The organism is Roseinatronobacter domitianus (genome assembly GCF_023336755.1).
Lineage (GTDB): Bacteria > Pseudomonadota > Alphaproteobacteria > Rhodobacterales > Rhodobacteraceae > Roseinatronobacter > Roseinatronobacter domitianus.
Genome location: NZ_JALZWP010000001.1, coordinates 299041 through 315475, shown reverse-complemented (window position 1 = coordinate 315475; position 16435 = coordinate 299041). Strand labels below are relative to the sequence as shown.

Sequence of the window (16435 nt, the reverse complement as noted above, 5' to 3'; positions counted from 1 at the left end):
GCTTTGGCACGTAAAGATTAACATCGGGGAAAGGGAACCCATGTCAGAGACTGTTCGCTCCAAAGCCGAAGGGCTGACCAAGGAAATAGACGAGATCGTGGCGCGCCCGCTGGCAGAGCCCGAGAACGCGCTTGTGACCATTGATGACGCCCCGGAACCCGAGGCCGCCGCAATCCGCACCCGCATGGGTGAAATCGACATGGGCGAGACATCCAGCATTATTGGCTTCGGGTCGCGCGCGCAGATGGAATTGCAGCAGATCAGCCAATCCATGCTGGCGGATGTGAAAAACAAAGACCTTGGCCCGGCAGGTGACGGGTTGCGCAGCATGGTGACGACCCTGCGCGGCTTTTCGGTGTCAGAATTGGACACGCGCCGCAAACGCAGTTGGTGGGAAAAGCTGTTGGGCCGTGCCGCGCCCATCGTGAAATTCCAGGAACGCTACAACAGCGTGCAGGACCAGATCGAGCGGATCAGCGACAATTTGCTGGAGCATGAGACGACGCTTTTGAAAGACATCAAATCGCTTGATAAGCTCTATGAGAAGACGCTCGATTTTTACCACGAACTGGCGCTGTATATCGCGGCAGGCGAAGCCAAGCTGCGCGATCTGGACGCCAATGACATTCCCGCCAAGGAAGCCGAGGTCGAAGCCGCGCCCGAAGCCGACAAGATCCTGAAAGCGCAGGAATTGCGCGATCTGCGCGCCGCGCGTGACGATCTGGAACGCCGGGTGCATGATCTGAAGCTGACGCGGCAGGTCACGATGCAATCCCTGCCCTCTATCCGGCTGGTGCAGGAAAACGACAAATCGCTTGTCACCAAGATCAACTCCACGCTGGTCAACACCGTTCCGCTTTGGGAAACCCAGCTTGCGCAGGCGCTGACCATCCAGCGCTCGCGCGAGGCGGCGGCATCGGTGCGGGCCGCCAATGACCTGACCAACGAATTGCTCAACGCCAATGCCGAGAACCTGCGCGATGCCAATCGCGAAGTGCGCGAAGAGATCGAACGCGGTGTGTTCGACATAGAGGCCGTCAAGAAGGCCAACGAGACGCTGATTGCCACCATTGAAGACAGTTTGCAGATTGCCGATGCGGGCCGCGCCAAACGGGCCGCCGCAGAGGAAGAACTGGGCAAGATGGAGGATGAGTTGCGCAAGTCGCTGTCTTCAGCGACGGCGCGGGTCAACTCCGAGGAAACTGCGGCAAAAGGGTAAGGCGAATGCGGGGGGCGGCCATCCATACTGCGGCGCTGGCCTTGGCGGGGCTGGTCGGCTGCACCATGGTGCCGCCGCCTGCGTCCGATCCGGAACCGGTGGACCCGTTTGTGCAGGACGAAGCCGAACCCGAAGCCGAACAATCCGCCGTTGCGGCCTATTTCGCGCAGCTTCAGGCGCGGCGGATCGCACAAGGATTGTTGCGCACCGACCGCGCCCCGCGTGATCTGCCGGTGACGCCCATCAGTCTGGAGCGCGCCTTTGCCGCTGTGGCCCTGCGCGACGAATACCAATTCGCCGGTGGGCAAATCGTGCAACAAAGCGCGCCAGCCCCTTTGCGGCGTTGGGATGTTCCGGTGCGGATTTCGCTGGAATACGGCGCCAGCGTGCCAGAGGATCGGCGTGCGCGTGACACCGGGATTGTCACGCGCTTTGCCCGCCAATTGTCAGAGTTCGCCAAGCACCCGGTTTCGGTGACGCGCGGACAAGGCAATTTCCATGTGTTGGTGCTGGATGAGGGCGAGCGCCGCGCCATCGCACCGCGTCTGCGCGCGCTGGTGCCCGGCATTGACACGGCCAGCCAGTCGCTGGTCGAAAACCTGCCGCTGAGCATATCCTGCCTTGTGCTCGCCTTTGCGCGCGACGGCAGCAACAGTTACACGGATGCCGTTGCCATCATCCGCGCAGAGCTGCCCGACCTGTCGCGTGACGCCTGCTACTATCAGGAAATCGCACAAGGCATGGGGCTGGCCAATGACAGCCCCCAAGCGCGCCCGTCGCTATTCAACGATGCTGCCGAGTTCGCGGTGTTGACAGTTCTGGACGAGCAGTTGCTGCGCATCTTGTATGATCCCCGTCTGGAACCGGGCCTGCGAGAGGCAGAAGCCCGCCCCATCGTGCGCCGCATCGCGGCAGAGGTGTTGGGCGGACCGAGTTAGACAATGGCCGAGTTGCTGCGCCCGGAGACTTTTGAGTTTTTTGCACGCTATCTGCTTGCGGGTTTTATTGTTATTTCTGTGCGCTCGCGATTAACGGCGTCGCGCTCACCCAAACCAGGGGAGATCTTGCTTGATGCAGTCGTCCTGAGCCTTGTCAATCAGGTGGTTTTTCTTGGCGGGCGCGCCTTACTGGAAAGTGCAGGAATTTTGAGCCCAGCGTCCGAAAACGCAGGCATCAATTCTCTGCACTTCTACGTTGAAATCCTTGTCTGCCCAGTATTGCTAGGCATTCTCATCGGCAGGCTGGCAGGCTCGGGAACCGTGGGGTTCGTTTTGCGTCGCTTATCGATGCCCGGCACCCACCCAATTGCCGAAGCCTATGATTTTGCCTTCGCTGGAGGACAACAAAAAGGGTTCGTGATCCTGACTTTTGACGATGGAACCGTCATTTATGGCTATTTCGGAGACTTGTCTCTCGCAGCATCGGACGAGAACCGTAGCGACATATATCTAGAGTCCCTATATACTGTTGTGCAAGATCAATGGACCTTAGCAGACCCACCGCGTGCAGCGTGGATTTCCCTTGCAGGGATCCGATCCATCGAGTTCCTAAAGCCCAAGGAGGCAGATGATGCAAAGAAAAGTGCTGGTTGAAGGGTATACCACCGCAGGGCGCAAAGTGGTTGAGGGTGGGATGAACCAAAACGGTTATCAGCCCGCCAAAGCCACCAAGCCTGCCCCGCGACCGATACCACCCAAGGGTGGCTCGGCTGTTTCGAAACCGACGAAAAACTAAGCCGAATGCAGGGGTAAAAAGATGGTTTTCAGTTTCCTCAAGGGTCAGTTCATCGATGTTATCGAATGGACCGACGATTCCCGCGACACGATGGTGTATCGGTTCGAGCGCTACGGCAACGAGATCAAGTATGGTGCGAAGCTGACCGTGCGCGAAGGTCAGGTTGCGGTATTCGTGCATGAGGGGCAATTGGCCGATGTGTTCGGGCCGGGCTTGTATATGTTGGAAACCAACAACATGCCCCTTCTGACCAGCTTGCAGCATTGGGACCATGGCTTCGCGTCGCCCTTCAAGTCGGAAATCTACTTCGTCAACACACGGCGCTTTCCGGGCCTGAAATGGGGCACGCAAAACCCGGTCATGCTGCGCGACCCGGAATTCGGGCCGCTGCGGTTGCGCGCGTTTGGGTCTTACACCATGCGGGTGACGGATGCGCCGCGCTTCATGACCGAGATTGTCGGCACCGATGGCGAGTTTACCCAAGACGAGATCGCGGGCCAGATTCGCAATATCGTGGTGCAGAAGGTTAGCCGTGTGCTGGCGGCAAGCGGTATCCCTGCGCTGGATATGGCGGCCAACACCATGGACCTGTCGCGCGTCGTGGCAGAGGCAATCGCCCCCACGATCAGCGCCTATGGGCTGGAGATGCCGGAGCTGTATATCGAGAATATCTCGCTACCGTCTGAGGTGGAGAAGGTTCTGGACCAGCGCACCGGCATGGGGATCGTGGGCGATCTGAACAAATTCAGCCAGTTTTCCGCCGCACAAGCCATGTCCAAGGCTGCCGAGGCGGGTGATAGCGGCATGGGTCAGGGCTTGGGTGCTGGTATGGGCATGGCGATGGGCATGGGAATGGCGCAAGGCTTTGGCCAACCCACTCAGGCCGCCGCGCCACCGCCACCGCCGCCGCCCCCGTCGGAAACCATGTGGCATATCGCCGAGAACGGTCAGACGCGCGGTCCCATCCCGCAAAGCCAGTTGGCAGCCCAAGTCACCCGCGACACGTTGGTCTGGACCGAAGGGCAAAGCGGCTGGACCAAAGCCGGGGATGTGCCTGCGCTACGCGGTCTGTTTGCTGCCATGCCACCACCACCCCCGCCGGCGTGATCTTGGCCAGCGACGGGATTTTGAGTATTTTTGGCAAGATGAAATCAGGCCGCGTTTTGCACCTACTTCCTGTGTTACGAACGGCAAGGATCGATTTGGGCGGATGACGGACAGAGCAACAGAGCATCGTTTCCCCTGTGGGCAATGCGGCGCCTCGCTTCGGTTCACGCCGGGGCAAGGCCGCCTGACCTGCGACTATTGCGGGTTTGCCCAAGCTGTGCCGGAAGTGTCGGAGGATGCGCGCGCAGATGCTTTGGCAACGCTCGATCTGCATGCGGCACTGGCAGAACGGCTGGCCCCCGAGGCGATGGAGGAGACCCGCGTCTCGCATTGCGACACCTGCGGCGCAGAGGTGCAATTCGACCCCAATATCCATTCTGCCGAATGCCCGTTCTGCGCCAGTCCGGTCGTGGCTGATACCGGCGCGCATCGGCATATCAAGCCGCAGGCGCTATTGCCCTTCAAGCTGGATCAGGGCGCCGCACAGACCAAGATGCGTGAGTGGCTGAAGCGGCTGTGGTTTGCCCCCAATGGGCTGGCGCAATATGCGCGCGACACGGGCAAGCTGAACGGGCTTTATCTGCCCTACTGGGCTTTCGATGCAGACACGAAAACCCGCTATACCGGTCAGCGCGGGGTACATTATTATGTCACCGTCGGCAGCGGCAAAGATAAGCGCACCGAGCGGCGCACGCGCTGGAGCCGGGCCTCTGGGCGCGTGGCGCGGCAGTTCAGCGATGTATTGGTGGTGGCCAGCGAGTCTTTGCCACGCAAGAACCTGCGCGCGCTGGAGCCATGGACGCTGGGCGAGTTGACGCCCTATGCCACGGATTTCCTGTCAGGGTTTCGCGCCGAGGGTTATACGGTGGATCTTGGTCCCGGCTATGAGATCGGGAAAGACCGGATGGCCGACATCATCCGCTCCGATATTCGCCGCGACATTGGCGGCGATGAACAGCGCATCGACAGCCTCTCCACCGATTACGCGGATGAACGGTTCAAGCACCTGCTGCTGCCGATCTGGATGGCGGCATATCGCTACAAGGGCAAAAGCTACCGCTTTATCGTCAATGGCCAGTCGGGCCGGGTTCAGGGAGAGCGGCCCTATTCCGCCTGGAAGATTGCGTTTGCGGTAACATTGGGGCTGGTTTTCGCGGGACTTGCATTCTATGTCGCGGAAATGGGCGGATTTTAAAGGGAATGGCCATGATCCTGTGTTGCGGTGAAGCGCTGATCGACATGTTGCCGCGCGAAACCAACGCGGGGGAAGCCGTCTTTGCCCCCTATCCCGGCGGCGCGGTGTTCAACACGGCGATCGCATTGGGGCGGCTGGGCGCCCAGACAGGGTTCTTCTGCCCCTTGTCGGATGACCTGTTCGGAGAGCGCCTGCGCGACGCGCTGGAAGCGTCCGATGTCGACCATGCGCGCTGCCCCGCCGTGGACCGCCCTTGCACCTTGGCCTTTGTCACGCTGACGGATGGACAGGCGCGCTATGCGTTCTATGACACCGGCACCGCGCTGCGCGACATGGCCCCGTCGGAATTGCCGACCCTGGACAGCGACGTGACCGCGCTGTTCTTTGGCGGGATCTCTTTGGTGGGCGATCCGTGTGGCGAGGGCTTTGCCACGCTTTGCGCGGATGCCGGCGACCGGGTGGTCATGCTCGACCCCAATATCCGCCCCGGTTTTATCCGCAATGAGGCGACATATCGCGCCCGTCTGGACGCGATGCTGTCACGCGCCGATATCGTCAAAGTCTCTGACGAAGACCTGCATTGGCTGATGGGCGCAGGTGACGTAACCGAACTGGCGCAAGCATTGCGGGAACGCGGTCCAACCGTGGTCATCGTGACCGAAGGGGCGCAAGGCGCGCGCGCCTTCTATGCAGGTGGTGTGGCCCATGCCGCAGCAAACCGGGTCGAGGTGGTCGATACCGTGGGCGCGGGCGATACATTCAACGCCGGGTTTCTGGCGGCGCTGGATGAGGCGGGGCTGCTAAGCCGTAGCGCGCTGCCCGACCTGACCGAGGATGCGCTGCGTGCAGCCCTAGCCCTTGGGGCGCAGGTTGCTGCCGTGACCGTATCGCGCGCAGGGGCGAACCCACCCCGCCGAAACGAGCTGTAAATGCGCGCGCTGATTCAGCGTGTGGCCCATGCGCGGGTCGAGGTGGATGGCGCGACTATCGGCCAGACCGGGCCGGGCCTGTTGATCTTGGTCTGCGCCATGCAGGGTGACACAGCGGATGACGCCGAGAAACTGGCTGCGAAAATCCACAAGCTGCGCATTTTCCGGGATGATGCGGGCAAAATGAACCTTGCGCTGAAAGACACCGGCGGCGGGGCCTTGGTTGTCAGCCAATTCACGCTGGCCGCAGACACGCGCAGCGGCAATCGCCCCGGCTTTTCCACCGCCGCCCCACCGGATGTGGGCGAGCGGCTTTATCTGCATTTCGCACACAGCCTGCGCGGCCTGGGCGTGCCGGTGGAGACTGGTCAGTTCGGGGCCGAAATGGCCGTGCATCTGCTGAATGACGGGCCGGTCACGATCTGGATGGACACTGCCACACCCTGATACTGCGAATAAATGCCACGATCGCGGCCTAATGCTGTCAGATTCGGTTGCCACCTTTAACACTCATTTTTCAAAGGTTCAGGTCGATGCGCAGTTCAGTGGTAAAATTCAAGAGCGACGAATCCGGCGCAGTGACTGTTGACTGGGTCATTCTCGGCGCGGCGATTGTCGGCATTGGAATTGCCAGTGTCGCATCCGTGCGGACCGGAACAAACGATCTTGGCACTGAAACCCAAATCGCCCTAAGCGGTGTAGAGGTCGCCTCATTGGGCGAGTTGGGCGGCATTACCGATATGTGGGAGTTCACTGGCCTTTTCGTGACACGTGAGTGGATGCACGGGCCGGGCGGGTTCATCGACCAGATCAACAACTGGGGGCGCACACCAGAACAGTTGCAAGTAACCTATGACGGTTTCGCGCATGCTGTTCAGCGCTACCTTGACGCGGGCGATACCAGAATTGCAGGCTTGATGGTGGACCATATGTATGCGATCGAACAGATCCTCAATACCGAAGGTGTGGGCGTAAATTCTTCGTCTGTTTCCGTGCAAGCCGCGCATAATTCGGTCACGGGCTGGTCGGGCTAAGTCGCCAGGTGCGGACCCCAACCGCATCGCCCCTGACCGCTGTATCAACTATTTCCTTCAGGACCAATCCGGTGCCTTCACCGTTAATTGGGTTATGCTTGTTGCAGTAAGCTCGATGTCGGTCGACACCATCTGGTCAACCGTGGCGGCGCGTAATCGCGACATCTCCCATGATCTCGCCTTCCACCGCGCCGACAATCCCGGCGGCGTTGGCCTCGTCCGTGTCTATATGCATTTCGGTCGTCGCCTTGTCGGAGACGCGCACCAGCACATGCGTAAAGGTCAAGCCGCGCGCGGTCTGGTCAAGGCAGACATCAACCATATCGCCATTCGACACCCCCCAGTTGCGGGCATCCTCGCTGGACATGTGGATATGGCGGGCGGCCACGATCAGGCCAGTGGTATCATAGGCCCCCACGGTGCCGTGCAGGCGAATACGCGGCGTGCCGGAAATGTCGCCCGACTGGCGCACAGGCGCATCCAGCCCCAGTGCGAAACTGTCAGTGCGGGACACTTCGACCTGCGTGTGCGGGCGCAAAGGACCAAGGATCGCGACATGTTCCAGCCGTCCTTTTGGCCCCTCCAGCGTCACACGTTCCGCCGCTGCCCAATGGCCCTTCTGGCGCAGAGGGCGCGCGGGCGTCAGCTCGTAACCCGGCCCGAACAGCGCATCGACCGCCGCGCGGTCCAGATGGACATGCCGCGCCGACACCGCCACAGGCAAACGTCGTATAGGCATGGGACGCGCAGCGCGCATCGCCTCGGCCACCTCTTGCGCGATCATCAACTGTTCGGCGGTTTGCGTCACCAGCACATTGACCCGCGCGCCATAAGCCTGAATTTGCGGAGCGGCACGCCCGCGCAGATCAACCGTCGTGTTGCGGTCGTCATCCAGCTTCAAGCCCAGAAATTCCAGACCATCACAAATGCGTCGGCGCATGGACGCGGAATTCTCGCCAATTCCGCCGGTAAAGACCAGCGCATCCAAGCCGCCCATGGCGGCGGCATAGGCACCCACATATTTGCGCGCGCGGTAGGCGTATAGGTTGATGGCAAGCTGTGCAGCATGGTCGCCCGTGGCTGCGCGGGCCTCGACCTCGCGCATGTCAGAAACACCAGCCAAGGCCAGAAGCCCGCTGTCACGGTAAAGCGCGTCTTCGACTTCGGGCGCGCTTAGCCCCATCTGGCGGTGCAGAAAGCCGAATAGGCCGGGGTCCACATCGCCCGACCGGGTGCCCATGACCAACCCTTCCAGCGGCGTCAGCCCCATCGAGCTGTCGACCGACTGCCCGCCCGCAATGGCGCAGGCACTGGCCCCGTTGCCCAAATGCAGGCTGACCAGCCGCAGATCGCGTAAAGGGGTTTGCAACGCGTCTGCCGCACGCTGCGCGACATATTTATGCGAGGTGCCATGAAACCCGTAGCGCCGCAGCCCCGCCTTGCGCCACGCCTCTGGCACAGCATAGGTGGTCGCGCGCGCCGGGTTGGTCAGATGAAACGCCGTATCGAACACGCCCCATTGCGGCAGGTCGGGCCAAAGCTGTTGCGCCATCTTGACCGCCGCCAGATTGGCGGGGTTGTGCAAGGGGGCAAGCGGGGTCAAGGCGCGGATTTGCTTCAGGGTCAGGTCGTCCAGAACTGTCGCCCGCTCGAAGCGATCTCCGCCATGCGCAATGCGGTGCGCAACCGCATCAAACCCGTCCAACCCCGCTTTTGCCAGCAGCGCAGGCACAAGCGCCGTCGCCTCTGCCAGGTCGCGCGGTTCCGCCCGACGGCGTGCCTGCCCCAACAGTTTCAGGTCGCACCCCTCGGGGCCAAAACGATCCAGCGTCCCGCGCACCCGTTCCTGCGCGTCACCCAAAGCCGTGCTTGGCAGATCGAAGACCCCAAATTTTAACGAAGAACTTCCCGCATTGAACACCAAGACGCGCATAAAATTGCCCTTCTGCATCGTTCCAACATCCGAATACACCGCAAAGACATCAACAATTTGACACAAAGCCTCAATACGGGATGATGTGGAAAAAGCAAAACGCCGAGGGCAGAATGATCCAGACTATCCCCACCACCCCGATTGATGGTCAAAAACCCGGCACATCTGGCTTGCGCAAGAAAACCGCAACCTTTCGCCAGCCCCATTATCTGGAAAATTTCATCGAAAGCATCTGGACCGGAATCGGCGGCGTCGCGGGCAAAGTTCTGGTGCTTGGCGGCGACGGACGCGCCTTTAACGTGGACGCGGTGCAGATTATTCTGAAAATGGCCGCGGCCAGCGGTGCCGCCAAGGTGATCGTTGGGCAAAACGGGCTTTTGTCCACCCCGGCGGCGTCACACCTGATCCGCATTCGCAGCGCCGATGGCGGGATCATCCTGTCGGCCAGCCATAATCCGGGCGGCGATGACGGTGATTTCGGGGTGAAATACAACACCGCCAATGGTGGCCCCGCGCCGGAAAGCGTGACGAATGCGATTTTCAAGGCCAGCGAAACGGTGACGGAATACCGTATTCTTGACAGCAACGATCTGGACCTTGGCACATTGGGCACGCAGACCCTTGGCGGTATGCAGGTCGAGGTTGTAGACTCGGTCAGCGATTTCGCTGCCCTGATGGAAAGCCTGTTCGATTTTGACGCAATCCGCGCACTGTTTGCCGACGGCTTTACCCTGCGCTTCGACGCGATGCACGCAATCACCGGGCCATATGCGCGTGAGATCCTTGTCAATCGGCTGGGCGCACCGGAAAGCGCGGTCATGAACGCGACCCCCCGTCCCGATTTCGGCGGTGGCCACCCCGATCCAAACCCGGTCTGGGCGCATGAGTTGATGGCGCTGATGATGGGCCCGGATGCGCCCGATTTCGGCGCCGCATCGGACGGTGATGGCGACCGCAACATGATCGTCGGACGGGCGACCTATGTAAGCCCGTCCGATTCGCTGGCGGTGATCGCGGCGAATGCGCATCTGGCACCGGGATATGCCAAGGGGTTGGCGGGGGTCGCGCGCTCCATGCCCACAAGCGAAGCTGTCGACCGCGTGGCTGAAGCACGCGGCCTGCCCTGCTACGCCACGCCCACGGGCTGGAAGTTCTTCGGCAACCTGCTGGATGCGGGCCGCGCCACGCTCTGCGGGGAGGAATCGGCAGGCACCGGCTCTGACCATGTGCGCGAAAAAGACGGGCTTTGGGCGGTGCTGATGTGGCTGAACATCCTCGCGTCCAAACGGATGTCGGTGGCGGAAGCGATGCACGCCCATTGGGACGAATTCGGGCGCAACTTTTATTCGCGACATGATTATGAAGCCGTCGACAAAGCTGCAGCCGAAGAGCTGATCGCCGTGCTGCGCGCGCGACTGGACAAACTGGCAGGCCTGCCCGCCGGGCCGCTTGTGGTGACCGAAGCCGAGGATTTTTCCTATACCGACCCGGTGGACGGATCGGTCACGGCGGGTCAGGGCCTTCAGCTCAGGTTTGAGGGCGGCGCACGACTGGTGCTCCGGCTGTCGGGAACCGGCACCGAAGGCGCGACGCTGCGGGTCTATATGGAAAGTTTTGCCGCCGATGCGTTTAACCAAGACCCGCAAATCGCGCTGGCCGATGTGATCGCGGCAGCCGAAGCTTTGGCAGGTATCAAGACCCGTCTGGGCCGCGCGCAGCCCGATGTGGTGACATAAGGGGCTTTGCCCCTCTGGTCCCTGCGGGACCATTCACCCCAGGATATTTGGGCAAGGATGAAATCAGGACGTGGTTTCGTGGGCCAGCGATCGGCTGGCCTCGAGCGCGGCATCAAGCGCCAGAAGGATGGAGGCATGTCGGTTGCGATACTCTCGTGCGGGCAAAAGCACTTCAAAACCGTCGAAGGGCGCTGCGGGGATCGGGCCATCCGCCGTCAGCATGGCATGAAGCTGCGCGCGCGCTTGCGCCAACTCATCGGTGCTGCGCCCAAGAATGACCTGACCAAGGATCGCCGCCGCCGCCTGCCCCAAAGCGCAGGCTTTCACGTCTTGTCCAAAGCGGCTGACGCGCCCCTGATCCATGTCCAGATCCACCGTCACGGTGGACCCACAAAGCGGCGAGCGCCGTTTGACGCTGGCTTGTGGCCCCTGCAGCCGCCCCTGATGCGGAATATCCGCCGCCAGCGCGAGGATACGGGTGGAATAGAGTTTCATCATCTGGGCATTGTCGCTCATGGCTTTTCCTTGGCGATGTGGCGCGGTATGTCTGCGTTGAAAGAGGACATAGCCCATGAATTTCGATCCGCAAACCCTACGATTTGACGACAAGGGGCTGATCCCTGCCATCGCACAGGATGCCGATAACGGCGATGTGCTGATGATGGCGTGGATGAATGCTGACGCTGTGGCGCGCACTTTGCAGAGCGGTCGCGTGACCTATTGGTCGCGCTCGCGCCAAGCGTTCTGGGTGAAAGGCGAAAGTTCGGGCCATGTTCAGGAATTGGTCGAGGTGCGGGTCGATTGCGACCGCGACTGCCTGCTGGTTCTGGTGCGCCAGACCGGGCCGGCCTGCCATACCAACCGGCGGTCATGCTTTTACACCGCGCTGCGCGATGGGGCCGAGGTCGAGATTATGCGCCCGATGGCAGGCCCAGGCTAAGCCGGATATCAGAGGGTGTCGCCCCATCGGCGCGCAGGGTGGCCAGCGCGCGGGCATCGTCGCGCTTGGCCAGCCTTTTGCCATCTTCATCACGAATAAGATCATGATGCCAATATGTTACAGGCGGAAGTTCTAGCAAAGACTGAAGCAAAACATGGATCATGGTGGCATCGAACAGGTCGACACCGCGCGTCACCTCGGTAATAGCTTGTGCGGCGTCATCCAGCACGACCGACAGGTGATAGCTGGTGCCCATGTCGCGGCGTGACAGCACCACATCCCCCACATGCGCGATCATCCAGTCCGGGTCGAGCCGATGCTGGTCGGGATGCAACGGCCCGTTTTCCTGAAAGGCAAGGGGACCGATCCGGGACAGCGCCTTGCGCATATCAAGCCGCAGCGCGTCCTGCGATCCCGCGTCGAGCATGCTGCGGCCCCGGCAGGCACCCGGATAGACAAACCCGTCAGGGCCGATCACAGGCGCGCCCTCTTGTGGGGCGGAAAGGGCCGCGCGAATATCGCCCCGCGAACATTTACAGGGATAGATAAGCCCTTGCGCTGCAAGTTTTTTAAGCGCCTTGCGGTGGCTGCCCAGATGGTCGGACTGCCGCCAGATCGGCCCATGCCATTCCAGGCCCAGCCATGTCAGGTCATCAAGGATTGCCCGAACGTAACTTTCACGGCATCTTTCGCGGTCAATATCTTCAATTCGCAGCAAAAACCGCCCCTGCGGCCCGGCACGCTCGGCTGCGACAAACGCCGCATAGGCATGGCCCAGATGCAGCGGCCCGGTGGGCGACGGCGCAAAGCGCGTAACCGCGCCCTCAGGCGGCATCAGGGCGCGCCTGCGCGGCCAGCCACTCTTGGAAACTGGATTTTGCGCGGTCTGTATAGGCCTTGTAGCGCTCACGCCGTCCGCGCCGTCCGCCACGCGCGTCAATGGGTGGGAACAGGCCAAAATTCACATTCATGGGCTGAAAGGTTTTGGCTTCGGCACCGCCAGTAATGTGATGGACCAGCGCCCCCATGGCCGTGTCACCCGACGGTGCGGGCACATGCGCGCCCAACAGTTCCGCCGCTGCCATCCGGCCTGCCAGCAAGCCCATGGCCGCGGATTCGACATAGCCTTCGACCCCGGTGATCTGGCCCGCAAAGCGCAAATTGGGACGTTTGCGCAAGCGCAACTGGTCGTCCAGCAAGGTGGGCGAATTCAGGAACGTGTTGCGGTGAATGCCGCCAAGGCGCGCAAAGGAGGCATTTTCAAGCCCCGGTATTGTTTTAAAAACAGTGCTTTGTGCGCCATACTTCATCTTGGTTTGAAAGCCGACGATGTTATACAGCGTGCCCAAGGCATTGTCGCGGCGCAACTGCACCACGGCATAAGGTTTGACATCGGGCGCATGCGGATTGGTCAGTCCGACAGGCTTCATGGGGCCATGTCGCAGGGTTTCGCGCCCGCGCTCTGACATCACCTCTATCGGTAGGCAGCCGTCGAAATAGCCCGCTGTTTCACCCTCGTGGAATTCGGTTTTTTCGGCAGCCAAAAGCGCGTCGATGAAAGCCTCATACTGCTCGCGGTCCATCGGGCAGTTCAGATAGGCCGTGCGCTGTTCTTCGGTCTCTCCCTTGTCGTAGCGCGACTGGAACCAGGCTTTCGACATGTCGATACTGTCGAAATACACAATCGGCGCGATGGCGTCGAAAAAGGCCAGGGCCTCTGCGCCGGTTTCGGCTGCAATGGCCTGCCCCAAAGCGCTTGATGTCAGCGGCCCCGTCGCGAAGATCCACTGACCCTGATCCGGCAGCGCGCTCACTTCGCCGCGCTGCACACGAATACGTGGATGCGCCAGCAGTCGTGCGGTCACGGCCTCTGCAAAGGCGTCGCGATCCACCGCCAGCGCACCGCCCGCAGGCAGCGCATGGGCATCGGCCATTTCCATAATCAGCCCGCCTGCCGCGCGCATTTCCCAATGCAGCAGGCCGACGGCGTTGTTCTCATCATCATCCGAGCGGAAGGAATTGGAACAGACCATTTCCGCCAGATGCTGGGTTTGGTGCGCGAATGTGCCGACATCCGGGCGCATTTCATGGATAATCACGTCCACGCCCATATTGGCGGCCTGCCACGCAGCCTCTGCGCCTGCCATGCCGCCGCCCACGATGTTCAGAACCTTGTCCATAGCCAGCCCTTTCCTGTTTCGCCCCAGATAAACGCGCGACACGGGTTTGGCAAATGGCGACGTAAAAAAACGCCGCGCATGCATGGGGGTGCATGGCGGCGACAGTCAGGTCAGGCGCGGGCGGACATGCCCGCAAGCAGTGTCAAAAGCTCAGGCAAAGAGCGGCAGATGAAAGGCAGAAACCACCAGCACGACAAGCGACAGACCGCCGCACAAATCTTGTATGAACATTGCGCGACCAGCTTTCGTTTGCAGCGATGACATGGCAACCTCCTTTGCTCTGTTAACCTAATGTTCACATTTGTTCCTCTTATAGTCAAGAACAAAATTAGAACATTAACCGATTGAGAGGTATTGGATCGCTTTATCCTGCTCCATTAACCACAGCGCGACGCGGGCCGCTTGGCCGCGCGGGGTGGTCAGGTCGGGGTCGTCATGCAGCAGTTTGCGCGCATCCGATTGCGCCAGTGCCATCAACGCCGCCTGTCGTTCCAGATCGGCCACGCGAAAACGCGGCAGGCCCGATTGCGCCGTGCCGATCAGGTCGCCCGCACCGCGAATGGCCATGTCTTCCTCGGCTATGCGAAAGCCGTCTTCGCTGTCACGCAACAGCTTCAACCGGCGGGCGGCCGTGTCGCCCAAGGGCGGCTCGTAGATCAGCAAACAGGTCGAGGCGTCGGCGCCGCGCCCCACACGGCCCCGCAACTGGTGCAACTGTGCCAGCCCGAAACTTTCGGCGCGTTCGATTACCATGATCGTCGCGTTGGGCACGTTCACGCCCACCTCTATGACCGTGGTGGCGACCAGAAGCTGCGTGTCATTCGCCGCGAAACGCGTCATTGCGGCGTCCTTGTCGGCGGGTGGAAGCTGGCCATGCACCAGCCCCACCACGCTTTCGCCAAAGGCCGCGCGCAAATGTTCGAAGCGGGTTTGAGCTGCGGTCAGGGTGCTGACCTCGCTGTCTTCGACCAGCGGGCAGACCCAATAGGCCTGCCGCCCTTCGGCAATGGCGTGGCGCAGCTTGGTCACGACCTCGTCCAGCCGGGCAGAGGACACCAGCGCCGTTGTGATCGGTTTGCGACCGGGTGGCTTTTCATCCAGCACCGCCACATCCATGTCGCCATATTGCGCCAAGGCCAGCGAGCGCGGAATGGGCGTTGCGGTCATGACCAGCACATCGGCCCCCTCGCCCTTGGCCGCAAGCGCCGCGCGTTGCGCGACGCCAAAGCGGTGCTGCTCATCGACCACAGCCAGCCGCAGATCAGCGAAATCGACCCCTTTCTGGAACACGGCATGGGTGCCCACAAGAATGTCAATCCGCCCCTCGGCCAGATCGGCAATTTTGGCCGCACGCTCCGCCCCCTTGTCACGGCCTGTCAGCAACTCCAGCCGCACGCCCGCCGCCTGCGCCAGGGGCGTCAGGCTGTCCAGATGTTGCCGCGCCAGAATTTCCGTGGGCGCCATCATCACGCCCTGCCCGCCAGATTCCACCGCGATCAACAGCGCCAGCATGGCAACCAGCGTTTTGCCCGCGCCGACATCGCCCTGCAACAGCCGGTTCATGCGGCGCGGGCTGGCCATATCGGCGGCGATTTCACTTAGCGCGCGGGTCTGCGCCCCCGTCGGCGCATAAGGCAGGCTTTCCAGAACCCGCTTTTGCAACGCCCCGGTTCCGCGCGTTTCGCGCCCCGGTTTCCGCCGAGCGCGCGACCGCGCTAATGCCAGCGTCAGTTGATGCGCGAAGATTTCATCATAGGCCAGCCGCGCCCGCGCCGGAGCTTCTAACGCCAGATCGGCCAAGCCTTGCGGAGCCTGCGCGGCGCGCACCGCCTCTGCCCAATCCGGCCAGCCCTTCTGGGCCTTCAGCGCGGGATCAATCCATTCTGCCAGCGTCGGAACACGCTCCAGCGCGCCCGCAATCGCGCGCCCCATCAGCTTTTGGCTGACACCGGCACACAACGCATGGGTCGGCTCGAATTGCGGCAAACCCTCGGCCTCATCGGCGCGCAACACATGGTCAGGATGCACCATCTGCGCCAGCCCGTCGAACAGTTCGACCTTGCCCGACACAACCCGCCGCTGTCCGGTGGGCAGCAGTTTTTGCAGGTAATCGCCCCGCGCATGGAAGAACACCAGTTGGAATTCCATCTCGGCGTCTTGCACGAACACCCGGTAAGGTCTGCCGCGCACCCGCGGGGCATTATGCGTCCCCACCACAACCTCGACCGTGGCGATGGCCGGAAAGTCCATTCCTTTCAGAGTGCTACGCCTGCGTCGGTCGATCACACCATGCGGCAGGTGGAACAACAAGTCGCGCGGGGTGGTAATATCCAGCCCCTCGAAGGCGCGCGCGGTCTTGGGGCCAACGCCCTCCAGCCCCTCCAATGCGCCGAACAGGGTGAACAGAACTTCGGGCCGCGCGGCCATG

The 16435-nt window shown here is 61.6% G+C and carries 15 protein-coding genes; 10 read left to right on the top strand and 5 right to left on the bottom strand.

Annotation, left to right across the window (positions count from 1 at the left end):
• The first annotated feature begins 40 nt into the window (after positions 1-40).
• From M3N55_RS01610 to M3N55_RS01575, 8 genes are all read left to right on the top strand, one after another.
• Positions 41-1219: a toxic anion resistance protein gene (locus M3N55_RS01610; RefSeq protein ID WP_249055728.1), complete on the top strand. Its 1179-nt coding sequence runs from the start codon at positions 41-43 to the stop codon at positions 1217-1219.
• Positions 1220-1224: 5 nt separating this feature from the next.
• Positions 1225-2157 (top strand): DUF2927 domain-containing protein, encoded by a 933-nt coding sequence (locus M3N55_RS01605; protein WP_249055727.1) that lies wholly within the window; start codon positions 1225-1227, stop codon positions 2155-2157.
• A gap of 3 nt (positions 2158-2160) precedes the next feature.
• A complete protein-coding gene (locus M3N55_RS01600) occupies positions 2161-2811 on the top strand; it encodes a DUF6338 family protein (protein WP_249055725.1) in 651 nt (216 codons plus the stop codon).
• 163 nt (positions 2812-2974) lie between these two features.
• On the top strand, positions 2975-4060 hold the full coding sequence (locus M3N55_RS01595; protein ID WP_249055723.1) for an SPFH domain-containing protein: 1086 nt from the start codon (positions 2975-2977) through the stop codon (positions 4058-4060).
• Between the two features lie 103 nt (positions 4061-4163).
• Positions 4164-5255 carry a TFIIB-type zinc ribbon-containing protein gene (locus M3N55_RS01590; protein ID WP_249055722.1) on the top strand — a complete coding sequence of 364 codons (1092 nt, stop codon included), beginning with the start codon at positions 4164-4166 and terminating at the stop codon, positions 5253-5255.
• Positions 5256-5266: 11 nt separating this feature from the next.
• Entirely contained in the window at positions 5267-6184 is a 918-nt protein-coding gene (locus M3N55_RS01585; protein ID WP_249055720.1) for a carbohydrate kinase family protein, read from the top strand.
• Complete coding sequence (dtd, locus tag M3N55_RS01580; protein WP_249055719.1) at positions 6185-6631, top strand: D-aminoacyl-tRNA deacylase; 447 nt, start codon at positions 6185-6187, stop codon at positions 6629-6631.
• Positions 6632-6717: 86 nt separating this feature from the next.
• A complete protein-coding gene (locus M3N55_RS01575) occupies positions 6718-7218 on the top strand; it encodes a hypothetical protein (protein WP_249055717.1) in 501 nt (166 codons plus the stop codon).
• Between the two features lie 136 nt (positions 7219-7354).
• Here M3N55_RS01575 and M3N55_RS01570 read toward each other — a convergent pair whose 3' ends face one another.
• Positions 7355-9151, bottom strand: a complete 1797-nt coding sequence (locus tag M3N55_RS01570; RefSeq protein ID WP_249055714.1) for an acetate/propionate family kinase — start codon at positions 9149-9151, stop codon at positions 7355-7357.
• 113 nt (positions 9152-9264) lie between these two features.
• Here M3N55_RS01570 and M3N55_RS01565 point away from each other — a divergent pair, with 113 nt between their 5' ends.
• Positions 9265-10887 (top strand): alpha-D-glucose phosphate-specific phosphoglucomutase, encoded by a 1623-nt coding sequence (locus tag M3N55_RS01565; RefSeq protein ID WP_249055711.1) that lies wholly within the window; start codon positions 9265-9267, stop codon positions 10885-10887.
• 63 nt (positions 10888-10950) lie between these two features.
• Here the strand turns inward: M3N55_RS01565 and M3N55_RS01560 are convergent, their stop codons facing one another.
• Positions 10951-11403, bottom strand: a complete 453-nt coding sequence (locus M3N55_RS01560) for an iron-sulfur cluster assembly scaffold protein (protein ID WP_249055709.1) — start codon at positions 11401-11403, stop codon at positions 10951-10953.
• A gap of 55 nt (positions 11404-11458) precedes the next feature.
• Between M3N55_RS01560 and hisI the strand changes: the two genes are divergently transcribed.
• The gene (gene hisI / locus M3N55_RS01555) at positions 11459-11827 is read left to right on the top strand and encodes a phosphoribosyl-AMP cyclohydrolase (RefSeq protein ID WP_249055707.1); all 369 of its coding nucleotides are present in this window, start codon (positions 11459-11461) and stop codon (positions 11825-11827) included.
• On the opposite strand, the gene gluQRS is transcribed toward hisI, so the two are convergent.
• From gluQRS to recG, 3 genes are all read right to left on the bottom strand, one after another.
• Complete coding sequence (gluQRS, locus tag M3N55_RS01550; protein WP_249055705.1) at positions 11799-12662, bottom strand: tRNA glutamyl-Q(34) synthetase GluQRS; 864 nt, start codon at positions 12660-12662, stop codon at positions 11799-11801. The two genes, hisI and gluQRS, sit on opposite strands and share 29 nt — an antisense overlap.
• Positions 12652-14007 carry a methylenetetrahydrofolate--tRNA-(uracil(54)-C(5))-methyltransferase (FADH(2)-oxidizing) TrmFO gene (gene trmFO, locus M3N55_RS01545; RefSeq protein ID WP_249055703.1) on the bottom strand — a complete coding sequence of 452 codons (1356 nt, stop codon included), beginning with the start codon at positions 14005-14007 and terminating at the stop codon, positions 12652-12654. The genes gluQRS and trmFO overlap by 11 nt, the downstream gene beginning before the upstream one ends.
• A gap of 336 nt (positions 14008-14343) precedes the next feature.
• Complete coding sequence (gene recG, locus M3N55_RS01540) at positions 14344-16434, bottom strand: ATP-dependent DNA helicase RecG (RefSeq protein WP_249055702.1); 2091 nt, start codon at positions 16432-16434, stop codon at positions 14344-14346.
• Position 16435 lies beyond the last annotated feature (1 nt).